Here is a 15,981-nt window from a genome sequence, read left to right on the forward strand (position 1 = left end):
TGGGGACGCGTGTCGGAGTTCCGCAGAGTCTCCCCAGGCCACTGGCTAGGTGAGGCGCGAAGGGGATGATCATGGGCCGATCGAGCGTCGATCCCATCGTCTACCTTGACTACAACGCCACCACGCCGATCCGACCCGAAGCGCTCGATGCCATGACGAGAGCGCTAGCCACGGTCGGTAATGCGTCGAGCGCACATAGTCCTGGCCAACAGGCGTCTCGTGCCGTCGAACAAGCCCGCGCGCACCTTGCCGCTCTGTTGGATTGCAGCCCAACAGAACTGACGTTCACCTCGGGGGCCACCGAGGCGAACAACCTGGCGATACGGTCTGCAGTCGAGCCGGGTCGAGCGATCGTGATCAGCACCGTCGAGCACACGGCAGTTACCGAGGCCGCGGAAGCGGTCGCGGCAGCTTGCGCCTCGACCGTGTATACCGTCCGGGTACATCACGACGGAACGCTTCGCCTCGACGACCTTGAAGCGGCACTCGCCGAGCGCCCAGCGTTGGTGTCGATCATGGCGGCCAACAACGAAACCGGCGTCGTCAACGATCTTTCCGTGGTCGTCAAGCTCGCCCATGATGCCGGATCGCTCGTTCATACCGACGCCACGCAGCTCGTCGGTCGGCTTCCGATCGATGTGCGGGAACTCGACATCGACCTGCTCTCGCTGTCTGCGCACAAGTTCGGGGGTCCCCAAGGCGTCGGCGCCCTGTTCGTTCGGCGCGGCGCTCTCGTGGCGATCCAACCGCTCGCCTTCGGGGGCGGTCACGAGCGCGGTCGGCGACCCGGCACCCTCAACGTTGCGGGCATTGTCGGGCTTGGCGCCGCGGCCGCAGCTGCCGCGAGCAGGCTTGATCAAGAAGTCGCTGAGATTCGTGCGTTGCGGGACCGTTTGGAGGCCGGAGTGCTCGCGGAACTGCCGGACACGCGACTCAACGGCAGGCTCGATAGCCGGCTGCCGGGTGTGTCCAGCATGACCTTCAGCGGGCTTCCCGCCGACGCCGTACTTGCCGCCATGCCGGCCGTCGCCGCGTCCGAGGGCAGCGCCTGCGCCGCTGGGGCTTTGGAACCGAGCCGGGTCCTGCTGGCGATGGGACTGACGCGCGACGAGGCCGAGTGCACCGTCCGCTTCTCGCTTGGCTATGCGACCACCACCGACGACATCGACAGGGCCGTCGGTTACATCACCGAGGCCGTACGCCACGTGCGCGCCACCATAGGCGACCCAACCGTTGAGGCAACGCCTTCAACGGCTGGGCCGGAAGAATAGCGGAGACAGGATGCTTGAAACGAAGCTCAAAGACGTCGCCGAGCCGTCGTTCTCCCGCCATGAAACCTTCCACCCCCGGTTCGGCTGGCTCCACAAGGGCTACAGCGCACTGACCGACCCGAACGTCGGCAATGAGGTCTTCCTGCGGGACAACGCCACCGTCACGCTCGGCGTGGGTAAGAACATGGTCAACGCCATCCGCTTCTGGTCGTATGCGTTCAAGCTGACGGTCGAGTACCTGAAGGACCCCACCTCACGCGCCTACGCCGCGGCCCCGACCTGGGAAGCCCGATGGCTGCTGAACGAAGACGGCGCCGACCCGTATCTCGAAGACGCCGCCAGCCTGTGGCTTCTGCACTGGTGGCTGCTGGCCAAGCCGTGTTACGTGCCGACCTGGTGGGTCGCGTTCCACGCGCAGTCCACGTCCAGATTCACCCTCAACGACCTCACCGAGACCACGCTGCGGCACGTCCGGCTCGCTGGCTGGGAATCGCCGGCCGAAGCGTCAGTCGCTAAGGACGCAGACTGCCTGACCAAGATGTACGCCCGGCGCCGTGATCCCAACGCCAACTCACCGGGCAGCTTCGAGGACCTCCTTGACTCGCCCTTTCGCGAGCTGGGCCTGCTCGAAGCAACCGGGTTCGGTCGAGGCAACGCCGCCCACCGCTGGCACTTCACGAACAACGCCCGCACCTCGCTGCCGCCACGGCTGGTGGCCTACGCCTGCCTCGACTACGCCTCACGCAACGAGTCGCTGCGGCTGGGCGGCTCGATCGCGCTCGCACGACTGGCCAACGAACCGGGCGGACCCGGACGCGCCTTCCGACTGCGCGAGCCTGAGATCGCTAACGCGCTGCACGATGTGGCGAGCGAACACCCAGAACTAACCGTCGTGGAAGGCATTGGGCAACGCAGTCTCGCCTTCGCCAGGGATCCAAAGGCTCTCGCCTGGGACGTGCTGGACGGCTACTACAACAACGTTCGCGCGCAGCCAGGCTTCCCTGATCGCGAGGCATGGTATGCCGGGCAGCCAGCTGGAGTGCTGCGCGAGATACACCGGCGCAACCGCATCGACCTCCTCGACCAGCGCACGCTCGACCGACTGACCGGAGCTGGGGTATGACGACCAAGCACCGCGCGACCAAGGCCACGCGGCAGGCACCCGCCGGAATCACGATCGTCAGCAACCGCCTACGGTCGACGAATCTGGAGCGGGACCTTCGGGACACGCATCTCGGACCAGTGCACGTCGGTATCCGCGCCCAGGACATGCTCGACCGGGTCGCCGCCGCCCTAGAGGATCCGTCGCGCACCCGCGCCTGGTCATTGACCGGCCCCTACGGATCCGGCAAGTCGACCCTCGCCCTGGTCACTGCCTCCTTGCTCGGCCGCGACATCGCCCGCCGGGCCGAGGCCGACAAGGTCCTGGCCGAGGCGAGCCCGGCTCTAGCCCACCGATTCACTGCAGCGCGTGACAGTCTCGCGCCCGAAGGACTCATCACCTGCGTCACGACCGCCCGCCGCGAGCCGCTGCTCGACAGCGTCGCAAGTGCGCTGCGCGACGGCGTCAGCTACGCATGGAGCCGCAAACAGACGCCAAAGGATGTCCGGGAAGCGCTCGTACCCCTGAGCGAGCCAGGGTTCGGCAACTCAGACGTACTTGCCGCCATCCGAGTCCTCTGCCAGCACGTCCCGACACTCCTCGTGATCGACGAGTTCGGCAAGACGCTGGAGCACCTGGCCTCGCGAGGCGAGTTCGCCGATGCCGGCAGCGACGTCTTCCTGTTGCAGGAACTCGCCGAGCTTGGCGCCGGCACCCGTGGATTGCCGCTCTACCTGCTGACACTGCAGCACCTGTCGTTCGCTGACTATTCCTCGCGCACAACGGCGCTGCAGACCCGCGAATGGGCCAAGATCCAGGGCCGGTTCGAAGACGTCCTCATGACCACCCACCTCGGTGATGCCGTCGAGCTGATCCGACGCACGCTAGAGCAAGACAATGTCTCTGCCAGGGGACGCAAGCTCATCGCCGCTCACGCCGCCGCGTCAGCGGAGGCGTGGACCGCACGCGGTTTGGAAGGCATCCTGCCGGCTGACCGCGACATGTTCGCCGATGTCTACCCGCTCCACCCGCTCACCACGGTCGTCTCGCCCCTACTCGCTGCCCAGATCGGCCAACACGACCGCAGCATGACGGGCTTCATCGCCAATGATGAACCGCACACCGTCCGGCGGTTCCTCGAAAGCTACGCAACGGCCAACGCTGCGTCGGCGTCGACGATCCATCTCGCCGATGTCTTCGACTACTTCTTCACCACCGGCCGAACAACGATCCTCGCCTCAGCAAACGCCAGCCGCTGGATGGAGATCGACAACCGCATCACCGAGGCCAACGGCCTGCCTGAGGAAGATCAGGTCATCCTCAAGACTATCGGCATGCTCAACCTCGTCGACTCCTCTGGCGCGCTGCGGGCGAGCATGGACACGATCCTGTTCGCGCTGTGCGATCCCACCGCGATCAACGACGACGCAACACGGCAACAACTGGCCGACCGTGTCACCGACCTCTGCACCCGCGGCTTCCTGGTCTACCGCGAGTTCAGCGACGAGTACCGGGTCTGGCGCGGCAGCGATGTCGACCTCACCGGCCACATCGAATTGCTGATCAACAGCTGTGACGATCACGCCGCCGTCGGCGTGGTGTCCAACTATTTGCCGACCGCAGTCGTCGCCGGCAAACACAGCCAACGCACCGGCATGCTGCGCCACTTCCTGACCAAAGCCACCGACGTAGCATCTCCCACCATCACCGGGCCCTCCGCCGCAGAAGCTGCCGACGGTCTCCTCGTGTTCCATTTCGGTGACGTCGACTCCATTCCGGCCATCCGTACCGAACGACCGGTCATCGTCGGCGTGACCGCGGACGCGAAGGGCGTCCTGAGTGCCGCCCGCTACCTGCATGCCCTCCAGGAACTTCCCGACAACGTCGACCTCGACGCGGTCGCCAGCCACGAGGTCAGTGAGCGAACCGCCCAGGCCGGAGCGGAACTCGCTACCCGGGTCGCCGAAGCGTTCGCACCCAGCCAACCGGCCGCCAGCTGGTTCCTGCTCACCAGTGAAGCCGGCACCGCACGCTGGTCGGAATCCGCTCCCGAGATCACGGGACGAAGCCTCGCCGCGCTCGTCTCCAGCGCCTGCGAAACCGTGTTCCCTCAGGCGCCACACATCCGCAACGAGATGCTCGGCCGGCACACGCTCACCAGCCAAGGAGCGAAAGCTCGACGCGAGTTGATCCTTGCGATGATCAACTCGCCTACGCGGCGATACCTTGGCATCGAGGGCTACGGGCCCGAGCGGGCCATGTACAGCGGTGTACTGGAATTCCTCAAATTGCACCGCCCCACCGAGAGCCGCAGCGACGAAGATACTGAACTCCTACCCTTCGGGTTCTGCGAGCCGGACGCCGACAACCCACTGCACCCTGCGTGGAGCGCCATGTGCGCGCGCATGCAGACAGCAACCGACCAGCCACTGCCGCTCAACGCGCTCAACGACCTGCTGGAGGCACCGCCCTTCGGTGTCCGACCCGGCGTCATCCCGATCATCGTGCTCACCGCGCTGATCATCAACAGCCAAGAGATCGCAGTCTTCGAGGACGGCACCTACCAGACCAGGCTCACCGAGGCGCTGGCCGAACGAATGCTCAAGAACCCCGAGCGGTTCTCCGTCAAGGCGATGGGCGTCCAGGCCGGGCCGCGTAAAGCCGTCGTCACCGAGATCGCCCAGGAGCTCGGCACCCGAGTGCCTCCGGCCCCGCCGCCCAACGTGCGTAATGTGGCGCCGCTGGCCATCACCCGGGATCTCCTCGACCGTGCGCGGACCTTGACCTCATATGCGGACCGAACCCAGCAGCTCAGCGAGCCGGCCCGTGCGGTACGGACTGCGCTCAAGGTGGCGCGTGAACCGGACACGCTTCTGTTCAACGATCTCCCGGTCGCTCTCGGGCTCCCTCCGATCCCTGCGCGAGGGAAGGTCGGCGCCGAGGTTGCACGCACCTACGCGCAGTCGCTCACCTCCGCCCTGGCTGAGATTTCCGACGCTGACCAGCGCCTGCGCGAGCAGGCCATCCAGGCGATCGCCAACGCCTTCCATCTGCCGGCCCAGCTGCCTAAACTCCGCAAGCAGCTCGCCGCGATGACCAGGCACCTCGCCGACGTCACCCTTGTCGAGGCACGTCTACGAGGTGTCATTGCCCTCGCCCAGGACGAGGCGCTCAGCGACGAGGACTGGGTCGATCCGTTCGTCGTGCGGATCGTGGGCCGCGGACTGTCGGACTGGCGCGACGGGGACATCACCACCTTCGGCAATGAGGTCCGCGCCGTCGCACGCTCCATCGAACGCCTCGCCCACCTTCACCAACCCGTCGAACCCGTCGAGGCCGACGATTCGTTCAGCACCCGCGCGATCACACTGACCCAGGCCGACGGCCAGGAAGTACACACCGTCGTCCACATCCCGGAAGCCCAGCGCGCCGCCGCTCACAAGCTCGTTGCGAAGGCGATTGCGGACGCCCGCCGTGAAATCGGCGAACACGGGGAACGGGTCCTACTCGCGCTCCTCGCCGAAAATGTCATACACGAGCAGGACACTGGCAGCGACGTCGCACCACGCTCTCGAAGGAAGCCAACACGATGACCGCACCCAGGCCGCGCACCCCCGACCAGACCCGCCACGTCCTCGGCATCTCTGGGGGCAAGGACTCCTCCGCCCTGGCCATCTACATGCGATCCAAGGTGCCGCAGATGGAGTACTTCTTCTGCGACACCGGCGCGGAGCTGCCCGAGACATACGACTACCTCAACCGCCTCGAAGCTGCACTCGGCAAAGAGATCGTCCGGTTAAACGCCACCCGCGACTTCGACCACTGGCTCCAGGTCTACCAAGGCACCCTACCCAGCGCATCCATGCGCTGGTGCACCAAAAACCTCAAGATCAAGCCGCTGGAAGAGTGGCTCGGCGACAGCCCAGCGATCTCATACGTGGCTATCCGCGCCGACGAAAACCGCCTCGGATACGTCAGCACCAAGCCCAACATCAAGGCCGTCTTCCCCTTCCGGGAGGACGGGATCGACCGCGACGGCGTCAACCGCATCCTCGAGGAGGCCGGCACCGGCCTACCCGCCTACTACGAATGGCGCACCCGCTCCGGCTGCTACTTCTGCTTCTTCCAGCGCAAGCACGAGTGGCTCGGGCTCGCCGATCGCCACCCCGAACTGTTCGAACAGGCCGTCGCGTACGAAGACAAGGTCAACTACCAGGAAACTGCAATGCGTGGCCGGCAGTACACCTGGTCACAAGGTGAGTCACTGCGAGAGCTCCTCGGCCGCCGCACCGAAATTGAGGAGCGCCACGCCGTTGCCCTTGAGCGGGCCGCGCGAAAGCCGCGCCCGAACCTGCCTTTGATCGAGGTTCTCGCCGACGCACTCGACGACGACAACGACGAGGCCGGCTGCGCCGTCTGCCACCTCTAACCGGAAAGCCCCTCGACAACGGGCACCACCAGGAACAACACGTCCCGGTTCTTCGCCAGCTTATTGTACGGCTGTGACCACCAGTTGCTCGCCGCGCCAGCCGCTGGAAATACGCCAATCGCGGCGGCGCGGCGACTAACGGTGTGCACGAAAAGCCCAATTACCGGGCCGACCGCCTGGGCCTGCTCCAGATCGACAAGGTCCGCTACCAATGATTCCGACAGACCAATCATCAACTCCGGCGTACGAAAAGTGCCCGTCGACCGCTCCACCATCGATGGCGGAACAATCGGGGCGACTATCTCCCGGAAAGACTCATGGGAAACGGCAAAGGCAATCTGCACCTCGCGGCGGTCACGAAGACGTGCTTCGGATATCACCGGTACTCCAATGTCTATTGGGCAAATCCCTAGACAGTGACCCGTGAACGCTGCAGAAGGTCAAGTCGACCTGGCCCCGACGACGCCCACAACGGAGTGACTACCGCTCGCCAAGTGCCGCTAAACGTCTGCATTTGCCGACGACGCCGCCATGCCAAGCCACGAAGCCGGCCCAGCCTTCCTGCCGGTCCGACGGCGAGAGCGGGACCTTGAGCGACCCTGCAGACGACGCGGACCTACCCAGGACCTCGCCTCACAAGCACACTGCAGACAACGTGCGTGGGCATGCAGAATAGGAACCATGGACGGTATACGGCCGATCTCACGTGACCGTACGGCCATCACACGGCCACACCTGTCCAAGCCCATCTCGCTCGCCGTCGCCGACGGCATCCTCACCCACGAGTCGAGCTTGTTCGACTACGGCTGCGGGCGCGGCGACGACGTGACACGCATGCGTGCACTTGGGTACAAGGCACATGGGTGGGACCCAGGACACCACCCAGACGCCGACATCCGGGCCGCTGACGTCGTCAACCTCGGCTACGTCGTGAACGTCATCGAAGACCCGGCTGAACGCGCACACGCACTCCGATCCGCCTGGTCCCTCGCCAAAAACGTCCTGATCGTCGCAGCACGACCCGACTGGGAGGCACGAACCGTTAGCGGTCAACGCCACGGCGACGGAATCATCACCGGCCGAGGCACCTTCCAACGGTTCTTCACTCAGGAGGACCTTCGCTCGTGGATCAACGATGAGCTCGAAGCCAGCTGCATCGCCGCAGCACCTGGCATCTTCTACGTCTTCCGTGAGGAAGCCCGCGCTCAGTCCTTCCTGGCCTCCCGCATTCGGCAACGGCCCGTTCCGGTGCGCCACCCTAAGATCCGCCAAGACCTCTTCGACGCCCATCGCGATGCGCTGGAGGAATTATCCCGGTTGGTTACGAGCCGCGGCAGGCTCCCGGAACCATGGGAACTGACCGGCCCCGCGGGTCAGCTTCTTACCGTCTTCCCCTCGATCAAACGCGCCGCCGCGATGCTCCGAGAAGCCGTCGGTGCCCAGGATTGGGACAAGGACGTCGAATCCGCGCGGCATCGCGCTGCGGACGACCTTCTCGTCTATCTAGCGCTCGCCGCTTTCACGGGACGCCCGAAGGTGTCCAACCTGCCAAGAGACATCGCCCTTGACGTCAAAGCCCTGTTCGGATCGTATCGAGCTGCATGCGACCAGGCCGACCATCTGCTGCATAGCGTTGCCGACCAGGAGGCGCTCAACGCTGCCTGCGGCCAATCCCACGTCGGTAAACTCACTGCCGATGCGCTGTATGTACATACCAGCGCCCTCGACTCGCTCAGTCCACTTTTGCGCGTCTACGAAGGCTGCGCTCGGGCTCTCACAGGAACAGTCGCGGAAGCCACGCTCATCAAATTTTCAAGAACCGACGCAAAGGTATCTTATCTCGCCTACCCGGACTTCGACCGAGATCCCCACCCCGCACTCCAAACATCGCTACGGGCGGACCTCCGTCGGCTGCACGTGAAGTACCTCGACTTTAGAGATTCGGCAAACCCGCCCGTCCTTCACCGGAAAGAGACGTTCGTACCGGTTGACTACCCGGCTCGCGAGAAGTTCGCCCGGCTCACCCGACAGGAAGAACGCGCCGGGCTGCTTGACGTCACTTCGACTATAGGCACCCGCAACGGATGGCAACGCCGCCTCGACGACCTCGGCTATCAGATTTCCGGTCACCGCATCAGTCGAATTGCTTTAACGGCCGACTAGGTTGGATCGCAGCTGTAGCGGTACCGGCGACGTTCAGTCGAGCACGAACTGACGGCGCGAAAGACGTACTGCCAGACACCGTTGAGGTTGACGGCTGAACCGCCGGGCACCGGGTGCATGCCGGCTTGAGTCGGGCTGCGTCGGGCTGCGTCGGGCAGCGTCGGGCTGCGTCGGTCAGAGCGGTGTGAACCGTTGGACCCACCGGAACACGGTCACGTGGTCGACTTCGGCTCCGCTCTCCAGGAGCAGGTCCTCGACGTCGCGGGAGAACAGCGCGTATCGCAGGTACCGCCGGACTACAACCACCATCACCTCCGGCGGAACTGGAGCCCGGTAGGTGCCGACCGCAGTGGCAACGCCGGACGCCGGCGGGTAGCAAGCCGCGCCCCGCAAGCGTGCCTCGATCTTGCCCACGGCCCATGCAACAGCGCCATGCAAGCGCTCTTACCGACGGTGGATTGAGGATCGTCACCCCCGCCACCCTGCTGGCCTCGCACCGCCGACCGGACCGCCGGCACTGGCCATACCCGGACCGACCCGGACGACCAACGATCAGCGACGACGTCCGTCCTGGTCTGCGGCTGGCCACACGTTCGGCTGAGATCGCCTCTTGGCTACCTCCTCCCAGGACACTTCTGCGATACAGGCGGATGTCACCCACGGCACGAGAACAACGCCCCGTGCGCTGCGCACGACTGGTGCTCGGCTCGCGGCGTGGTTCACATCTGCCACTCAGTCGCTGGTGTTCGAGAACGCGAGTGTCATTTGCGCCCGGTCCAGCAGCAGCCGACCTCTGCCCTCCTTGATCATCCGTAGCGGGTCGGCGACGCGGGTGATGGTCGGAGCCGCGGTAACGGCGTTGGTGACCCGGTAGATGAAGTAGCGGCTGCCATGGAGGCTGGCCTCGAGGAGCTCGGCTTGGGAGAGGTAGAAGGGCTCCCCGGGGTCGTCCGCCTTGGTGGACTTGACCTCGATGTTGATAACCTGGTCGTCGATGTCGATGCTCTGGATGTCGAACGGCGCCAGCTCGTCGTCCTGCGACACCCAGACGACGAGGTCCGGGTTCTTGCCCGCTTTGCATAGCCGCTCGCGTTCCGCGTGGTACACCACCTCCTCGCCGCGCCTGCCGATCTGGCGTTTCTCCGCCTCTGACTGGATCGACGGGGCGGTCGAGGTTCCGCCGCCCGTCCAGCTCCGCCCGTTTCCGCCGGTCGGTGGAACGGAGGAGCCCAACTGGCCATCGACGATCCGCACCTTGCCGTAGTCCACGGGTACTAGCGGCGTCGTAGTCGGCGACTGTCCGGCGGTTTCGGTCGGCTTCGCGGCGACTGGTGAGGGCGGGGCCGGTGCGGACGCGGGCGGTGCGGACACCACCGGTCGGGGGAACGGCAGCGGAGACGGCGCCGCGGTCGCTTCCCCGCTTCGGCCCGGTGCTTGCCGGCCGGCCTGCGACAGAAACGAATCGAGGACGTTGCCCGGCTCGTCGTCGTCCACGGTGAGCCCGAGTTGCTCGCGGGCCTCGGTGATGTCCTCGGGTCGGATGCGCCGATCGGCCATCATGCGCCGGCGGTCGTCGGCCCGAGCGGTGAACAACATCGTGACGGCATCCGCCAGAGCTGGAGTCCCGAGGTGCTGGGCGAGCTGGCGACCGAACGGGAACCAGTGCGGAACCCCGGCGGTGGGATCGAGTTCGAGGTAGGCGGTGCCGATCTGGTAGGCCCGACCGTGGCGCCGCTCGGGACGGGTGGCGATATAACAGACGGCGTCCTCGCGCTCGACCGTCACGCCGTCGTACTCGTAGCGAAGCACAAGGCTGTCGCAGACAACCAGCTCCAGCCGACTAAGGGCGTTGCGGGCGCCGCCCTCGGCCCGGGGGTACTCCGCCCGGACCAGCGCCAGCAAGTAGGGCTTGACATCGTCTACCAGGGCGTGGACCGCGGCGAGGGCCGCGTCGTGACGATGGGGACCGCCGGGCATGGCCGACGTCTTGACCACGTCGTCTAGCTTGGTGAGGGATAAGTAGCGCACGAGCCGGTTGAGTCGCTCGGCGCTCAGCACGGGGCGGTCTTGCTCCCAGGTGTCCCGCAGCAGCGGGTCTTCGGCGCACGGCGGCCGCGCAACGAAGGTCGGCCGACCGTTGTGGCTCGCGAGCACGCGAACGGTATCCGGCTTGGGGTGCGGCGTCGTCTGGTCGCCCAGGACTTCTTCGAGGGCGCGTTGGACGTAGCGGGCGGCGAGTTCGATCTCACGGGTGGTTTCGCCGAGCTCGACCGCCTCAGTAGCGATGCCGTCGAGCAACGGGAGGAGGTCCTTCGCCTTCGGTCGCGCGGCGTCCGTCAGCCCCAGCGCGGCCACGAGCGCGCCACCACCACGCATCCGGTACATCGACTCGGTGATACGCGGGATGCGCTCCTTGATGCGGCGCGGCATGTCGGTCTCGTCGACCCATGCCTCCTCGGGGCGTACGACATCGGTGTCGCCGCCACGGTCTACCGGAACCCACGGCCGCGAACGAAGGGCGTGGGCGAACAACGACTCGCAGGTACGGTCCCGATCGCCGGAGTGGCCGGTGTGGAGGCAGCGGAAGACCGCCCACATCGCTGGCTCATAGACGGTGCCCCACCGAAGGGCGAACTGCCTCCAGAGCGCGAGGAGCCGCCGCTCGTCCCGGCTTTCGATCAGATCCAGGTGCCGGTCCAGCCGGTAGGACAGCCAGAGTTGCTGCGACTGCGGATGGCCCTGCGGGCAACGCGCCGCCCGGCTGACCTGCGGCTGCGCCATCCACTCCTCGAACACGGGCCCACGATGCGGATGGCGGTGGGTGTGCCCGACCATGTAACCGTTGTAGTCGGCCGGTTTGGCCGCGTCGAGCCGGGGGTGGTCGATGACGCCGAGCATCCGGTAGAAGTCCATGTCAGCCTGAAACGAGTCGAAGTCAAACGGGACCTGGACGTCGAGGAACTCGGCCTGGCCGAATGGCCCGTAAAGCACCTCCAGATCGTCCGAGCGGGTCCAGTCGGCACCGAAGTAGACCTCGGCGCCGGCCCGGAGGCTCCGCCGCGTGCCATCGGCGGAACGCACTGGCACCAGAACGCGCCCCAACACCGGCACCAGTTCCTCGCTTCCAGCCAGGCGGACTCGGTGGTACGCCCGCAGCCCCGACATCGCTCGTTGGCGCTCGTCCGGGTCGGCCTGCGGGTTGACCAAAATCTTGATCAAGAAGTCCCGAATCAGGTCACGCCACTCGAACGGCCTCACTCCCAGGTCCTTCAGAAAGCCCTCAACACCCTCGATTGGCGGAACCTCGGCGATCGGCACCGGGATGTCGGGCGGGATCGATGAGTCGCCGCGCCCGCGCGGGAAGAAGACCACCTGCTCGCCAGGCGTCAGGAGCCGACCGCTGGTGGTTAGCACGCTCGGCACCTTGCGCAGCCGCGGCACTAGCTGCTGCCCGGTTTTGTTGCGCCAGTTGAGGAGGAACCCGTAGTAGGCGCCGATGGAGTCGCGGCTGGGCGGCTCTAGCAGCGCCAGAAACTCGTCGACCTCCATGACGCGCCCTGCCGAGCCGGACTGGAGGAACGCCCTTGTGGCGGCCAGCTCCTCGATGTCCGGCCGCAGCGTGGTGCCACCGTCGAGAACAGCCAGCGCATGGGCCTCAGCCCGGCTAGGGATGCTGGGTGGGAGCAGGCACACATCGACGGGCCTGGCCAGCGATCCATCGACGACCGGGAGGAAGGAGGTCCGGTTCAGCGCCTCTGTCCACAGTTGGCGCAACTGAGCTCCGGCTCCTGCGTTGGGCGCGACCAGAGCCGGCACGATCGCCCTGACCGCGGCGGCGCTGGCCCCACTGCGCACCACAAGGTCGACAGCGACGCGGTCCTCGATGAACTCCACAACGTGAGCCAGCAGCATCCGGTTGTAAGGTTCGGCCTCCGGCGTCGGGGCCAGGTGACGTCGGTCCATGCCCAACACGCACTCGGCGTGCACCATGACGTGCAGCCCAGGAATCTCTTCGGTCGGAAAGTAGACGTGCAGCGGAAACGTCTCGTCCGTCCGCGGAAGGCGGGCCTCGTCGAGGGCAACCGCCACGGCCCATCGGACAGTCTTGAGTTGGGTCCAGGCCTCACCCAGCGGCTCCAGAACCCGCGGGTCGGGGGCTGCCTCGTCGCGGTAGATGAGCCATTCTTCGACCGTCCCGCCGGCCTCGAGCCGAACGTGCTCCGCGCCGCCGTCCTCGCAACGGGTGACGGTGGCCGAGAAGTCCGAGGGCGTGCCGTGCAGGTCGAGCCGGTCGATCCCAGGCAGGAACAACAGCAGCCGCGGACGAAGGTTCTCCACCAAGTGCGCGGCGACGGTCTGCCGCTCAACGCCCTCGCGCAGCGGCAACCGGATGATCGTCAGAAACCCTTCCGCGCGCAGCCGGCGCACCTGCGCCGCATCTGATCCGAGATCCGCGTCGGCGACGGGAAAGGGAAACGCGTAAACGGGAAACCTCTGCCTAGCAGGCAAGGTCCCGAGCAGTTCGAGCAGTTCTCGGTGCAGCCGCTCGCCGTCGAATCGGAACGACGCCTGCGCCGAGACGATCTGCGGCTGGTCGGTGATCTCGCCGACAGACTTGAAGCCGAGCCCTTTGTGCCCGACAGCGGTTCCGGGACCCTTCGACGACCGCCCCAACGAGCAGATGGCGTCCACCTGCCGATCGCCGAAGCCCAACCCGTCGTCCGCCACAATCAAAGCGGTGTCGGTCAGCAAGAAGTACGCACGACCTGGAGTTCCAGCATCGACCGCCGCGTCGTTGGCGTTCTGGAGCAATTCGAACGGGTAGCGACCCGAGTACTGCTGCCGTACCAGTTCCTGCGCTCCGCCCCGTTCGTCCAGGCTCTTCAGGATGGTCTCGCGGAGACCGCTCTCGAGCTGGACGCGGATGGCGGCAAATTCCTGGTCGCGTAACCGCGTCGCCAAATCCATCTCCGGACTCCTCCCGACCGACACGGTAAGAAGGATGCCGCATGCCTCCGACAGATGCTTCGGTAGGCAAGGATCAACGTTGGTGGCGGCGTCCTGCGACGAATACAACGTGGGGACCATGCGCTCAAACCATAAGGGCCGACGGCTCTGCCGCCGTCGTAACGCTGGAGCGCCAGGTCGTACACCTTGGAACCAGGCTCGCTGCTCGGGAGCCACCGCTGCCAGCGGCCCCATCTCGCGCTGTGCCCCGTTGAACAGGCCCGCGACGCCGCCCGCTGCTGTCACGTCCGAGCGCACCGCGACGGCACGGCCGCCACGGGCACGGATGCTGGACACCACCAACTCGGCTCCCTCGGCGTCTGCCGCGTAGTTGACCACCACGCCGTACCAGACATCGACCGACGGGCGCACGAAAGTCCGTTGAGTCTTGCGCTGAGCCGGACAACCATCAGGGTGTCACGGACGAGTTCGGAATCTATGAACCGATGAGGGGTATGGCATGCGCGCAGGACTGACGACTAGCGTGCCGGCCCGGGCTGCTCGTCCATGCCCGATCCGGAGGCCCGCTTATTCAAGCATTGGCCACAGACGCTCGACCGCAAGCTCCGCTAGGCGCTGTCCGCGCTGGACCACATACGTGCTGGGCAGGATCGGTGCTACCTGCCCGTCGAGGAACTCGCAAAACGGCAGGTATGAGGCCGACTGCAGAACGCCCCTGGTCTTCTGAGCAAGACCCGGCAGTTGCTGCTGCATTTTTGTCACGCGTCCATTCGGGTCCGTTTCGGACAAGACCGCGTAAATGCCCCTTTTGTACGGCCATGGCTTATTGCCGATCAGCTCATTGAGGTCAACCGGCATCAACGTAAGGTTCCCGAGGCGGTCCACGAGGCCCTGTTCGTAGATCGACTGCTCATATGAGGTATCACCGCTGGCGAGATTCTGTGGTGCGATGTGCTCGACTGAGTAATGGGACTCCCACGCCTCAGGGGTCAACGCTCGGAAGGACCCGGGGACGCCACGCTTGACCAAGCCGGGCGCGGCATGATCCTCGATCCGGTCGTCTTGAGCACACAGCAAGATGAACTTCGCGAGCTGCTGGCTGGTCTGGTACAACGACTGCACCGTCACCTTTGCGGCCCAATCAGCCTCGGCGGTAATGTTCCCGCGGGTAGCCAGAAGGCTCTTCAAGGCCGCACGGACATCTGCGGCGGCGGGCAGGGCCGCACCAGCATCAGCGGCGCGCCTCGCCATCGCCGGAAGCCCCGTCGCAGGGTGGCCGTTCGCCATCAGCTTGCGATGAACGTCGTCGATCCCTCTCGTCGTAGCCCGCGACGTCCGCCAGAGCACCCAGAAGGCGGTAACGGCTCGCAAGACGCTCATGAACTCGTCCCGACTAGCGGGACTCTGGGTAACGGCCCACTCGGAGTAATAGCGTGCCAGCAAGGCGACGACGACTGTATGATTAGTCGATCGCAATACCTCCAAGCACAAGCGATCCAGGTCGGTGCCGAATGACATGAGCGGGGATGGACCGCCACGAGGCCAGACTTCGAATAGGAACGCCGAAACGTCGGCAAGCTGGCCCACGAACGCCCGAGCCCTTGCAACGCTTCCGTCCGGCGGCGCCACGGACTGGAACTGAAGGCGGAGGTACCGCCGTTGATCGAGAAGAGTCCCCGGTAGTTTTCGCCCGGTGTCCGCCAGCGCAAAGGCAGTAAGCATGTCGGCTGATTTTTTCCGGCGGTCGTCAGCGCGCATAGAGGGCGGGAAATAATACTCGACGCGACCAAACGCCGTCGCCGAAAGCGACGCGCTGTAGCTCGTGATCCCGCCTTCGCTGCGGACGACCAACGGCTTCAGCGTCTCCAAGGCGGTCAGAGGTTGTCCGGTGGTGTTGAGGGGTTCGAACAGCGCGAAGGCATAGTCTTCGTCGGGCGCCTTGACATCGATGACCAGCACGCCGTTCAAGAGGAACGATGCCACGACTAGAAGACGCGCGGCTGATTTCCGATGGTCATCCAGCGCATCTGGGCTTACCACGGGGTCTG

The 15,981-nt window shown here is 65.7% G+C and carries 8 protein-coding genes and 1 pseudogene; 5 read left to right on the forward strand and 4 right to left on the reverse strand.

Annotation, left to right across the window (positions count from 1 at the left end):
- Nucleotides 1–71: 71 nt before the first annotated feature.
- From ABZS66_RS53690 to ABZS66_RS53705, 4 genes are read left to right on the forward strand one after another with little or no spacing between them, the layout of a single operon-like run.
- Nucleotides 72–1,271 (forward strand): cysteine desulfurase family protein, encoded by a 1,200-nt coding sequence (locus ABZS66_RS53690; RefSeq protein ID WP_354771343.1) that lies wholly within the window; start codon nucleotides 72–74, stop codon nucleotides 1,269–1,271.
- A gap of 10 nt (nucleotides 1,272–1,281) precedes the next feature.
- A complete protein-coding gene (locus tag ABZS66_RS53695; RefSeq protein ID WP_354771345.1) occupies nucleotides 1,282–2,394 on the forward strand; it encodes a DUF4007 family protein in 1,113 nt (370 codons plus the stop codon).
- The gene (locus tag ABZS66_RS53700; RefSeq protein WP_354771347.1) at nucleotides 2,391–5,966 is read left to right on the forward strand and encodes a hypothetical protein; all 3,576 of its coding nucleotides are present in this window, start codon (nucleotides 2,391–2,393) and stop codon (nucleotides 5,964–5,966) included. The genes ABZS66_RS53695 and ABZS66_RS53700 overlap by 4 nt, the downstream gene beginning before the upstream one ends.
- Nucleotides 5,963–6,802 carry a phosphoadenosine phosphosulfate reductase family protein gene (locus ABZS66_RS53705; RefSeq protein WP_354771349.1) on the forward strand — a complete coding sequence of 280 codons (840 nt, stop codon included), beginning with the start codon at nucleotides 5,963–5,965 and terminating at the stop codon, nucleotides 6,800–6,802. The genes ABZS66_RS53700 and ABZS66_RS53705 overlap by 4 nt, the downstream gene beginning before the upstream one ends.
- Here ABZS66_RS53705 and ABZS66_RS53710 read toward each other — a convergent pair.
- Nucleotides 6,799–7,182, reverse strand: a complete 384-nt coding sequence (locus ABZS66_RS53710) for a hypothetical protein (RefSeq protein ID WP_354771351.1) — start codon at nucleotides 7,180–7,182, stop codon at nucleotides 6,799–6,801. The genes ABZS66_RS53705 and ABZS66_RS53710 overlap by 4 nt on opposite strands.
- Before the next feature lie 301 nt (nucleotides 7,183–7,483).
- Between ABZS66_RS53710 and ABZS66_RS53715 the strand changes: the two genes are divergently transcribed.
- Nucleotides 7,484–8,965: a DNA phosphorothioation-associated putative methyltransferase gene (locus ABZS66_RS53715; RefSeq protein ID WP_354771353.1), complete on the forward strand. Its 1,482-nt coding sequence runs from the start codon at nucleotides 7,484–7,486 to the stop codon at nucleotides 8,963–8,965.
- Between the two features lie 195 nt (nucleotides 8,966–9,160).
- On the opposite strand, the pseudogene ABZS66_RS53720 reads toward ABZS66_RS53715, so the two are convergent.
- The 3 genes and pseudogenes from ABZS66_RS53720 to ABZS66_RS53730 all read right to left on the reverse strand — a co-directional run.
- Nucleotides 9,161–9,274, reverse strand: a pseudogene (locus tag ABZS66_RS53720) (IS6 family transposase); the annotation flags it as partial.
- A 423-nt stretch (nucleotides 9,275–9,697) separates the two neighbouring features.
- Nucleotides 9,698–14,344: a DUF3883 domain-containing protein gene (locus ABZS66_RS53725; RefSeq protein WP_354771355.1), complete on the reverse strand. Its 4,647-nt coding sequence runs from the start codon at nucleotides 14,342–14,344 to the stop codon at nucleotides 9,698–9,700.
- A 156-nt stretch (nucleotides 14,345–14,500) separates the two neighbouring features.
- Nucleotides 14,501–15,981 (reverse strand): HNH endonuclease family protein (locus ABZS66_RS53730; RefSeq protein WP_354771357.1); only part of this gene is annotated, 1,481 nt, incomplete at its 5' end.

Origin of the sequence: Dactylosporangium sp. NPDC005572, assembly GCF_040605515.1 — a bacterium.
Classification (GTDB): Bacteria; Actinomycetota; Actinomycetes; order Mycobacteriales; family Micromonosporaceae; genus Dactylosporangium.

Excerpts from the sequence above, each read along its gene's own strand:
- ABZS66_RS53690 (WP_354771343.1), top strand. The coding sequence starts at position 72 with ATGGGCCGATCGAGCGTCGATCCCATCGTCTACCTTGACTACAACGCC.
- ABZS66_RS53695 (WP_354771345.1), top strand. The coding sequence starts at position 1,282 with ATGCTTGAAACGAAGCTCAAAGACGTCGCCGAGCCGTCGTTCTCCCGC.
- ABZS66_RS53700 (WP_354771347.1), top strand. The coding sequence starts at position 2,391 with ATGACGACCAAGCACCGCGCGACCAAGGCCACGCGGCAGGCACCCGCC.
- ABZS66_RS53705 (WP_354771349.1), top strand. The coding sequence starts at position 5,963 with ATGACCGCACCCAGGCCGCGCACCCCCGACCAGACCCGCCACGTCCTC.
- ABZS66_RS53715 (WP_354771353.1), top strand. The coding sequence starts at position 7,484 with ATGGACGGTATACGGCCGATCTCACGTGACCGTACGGCCATCACACGG.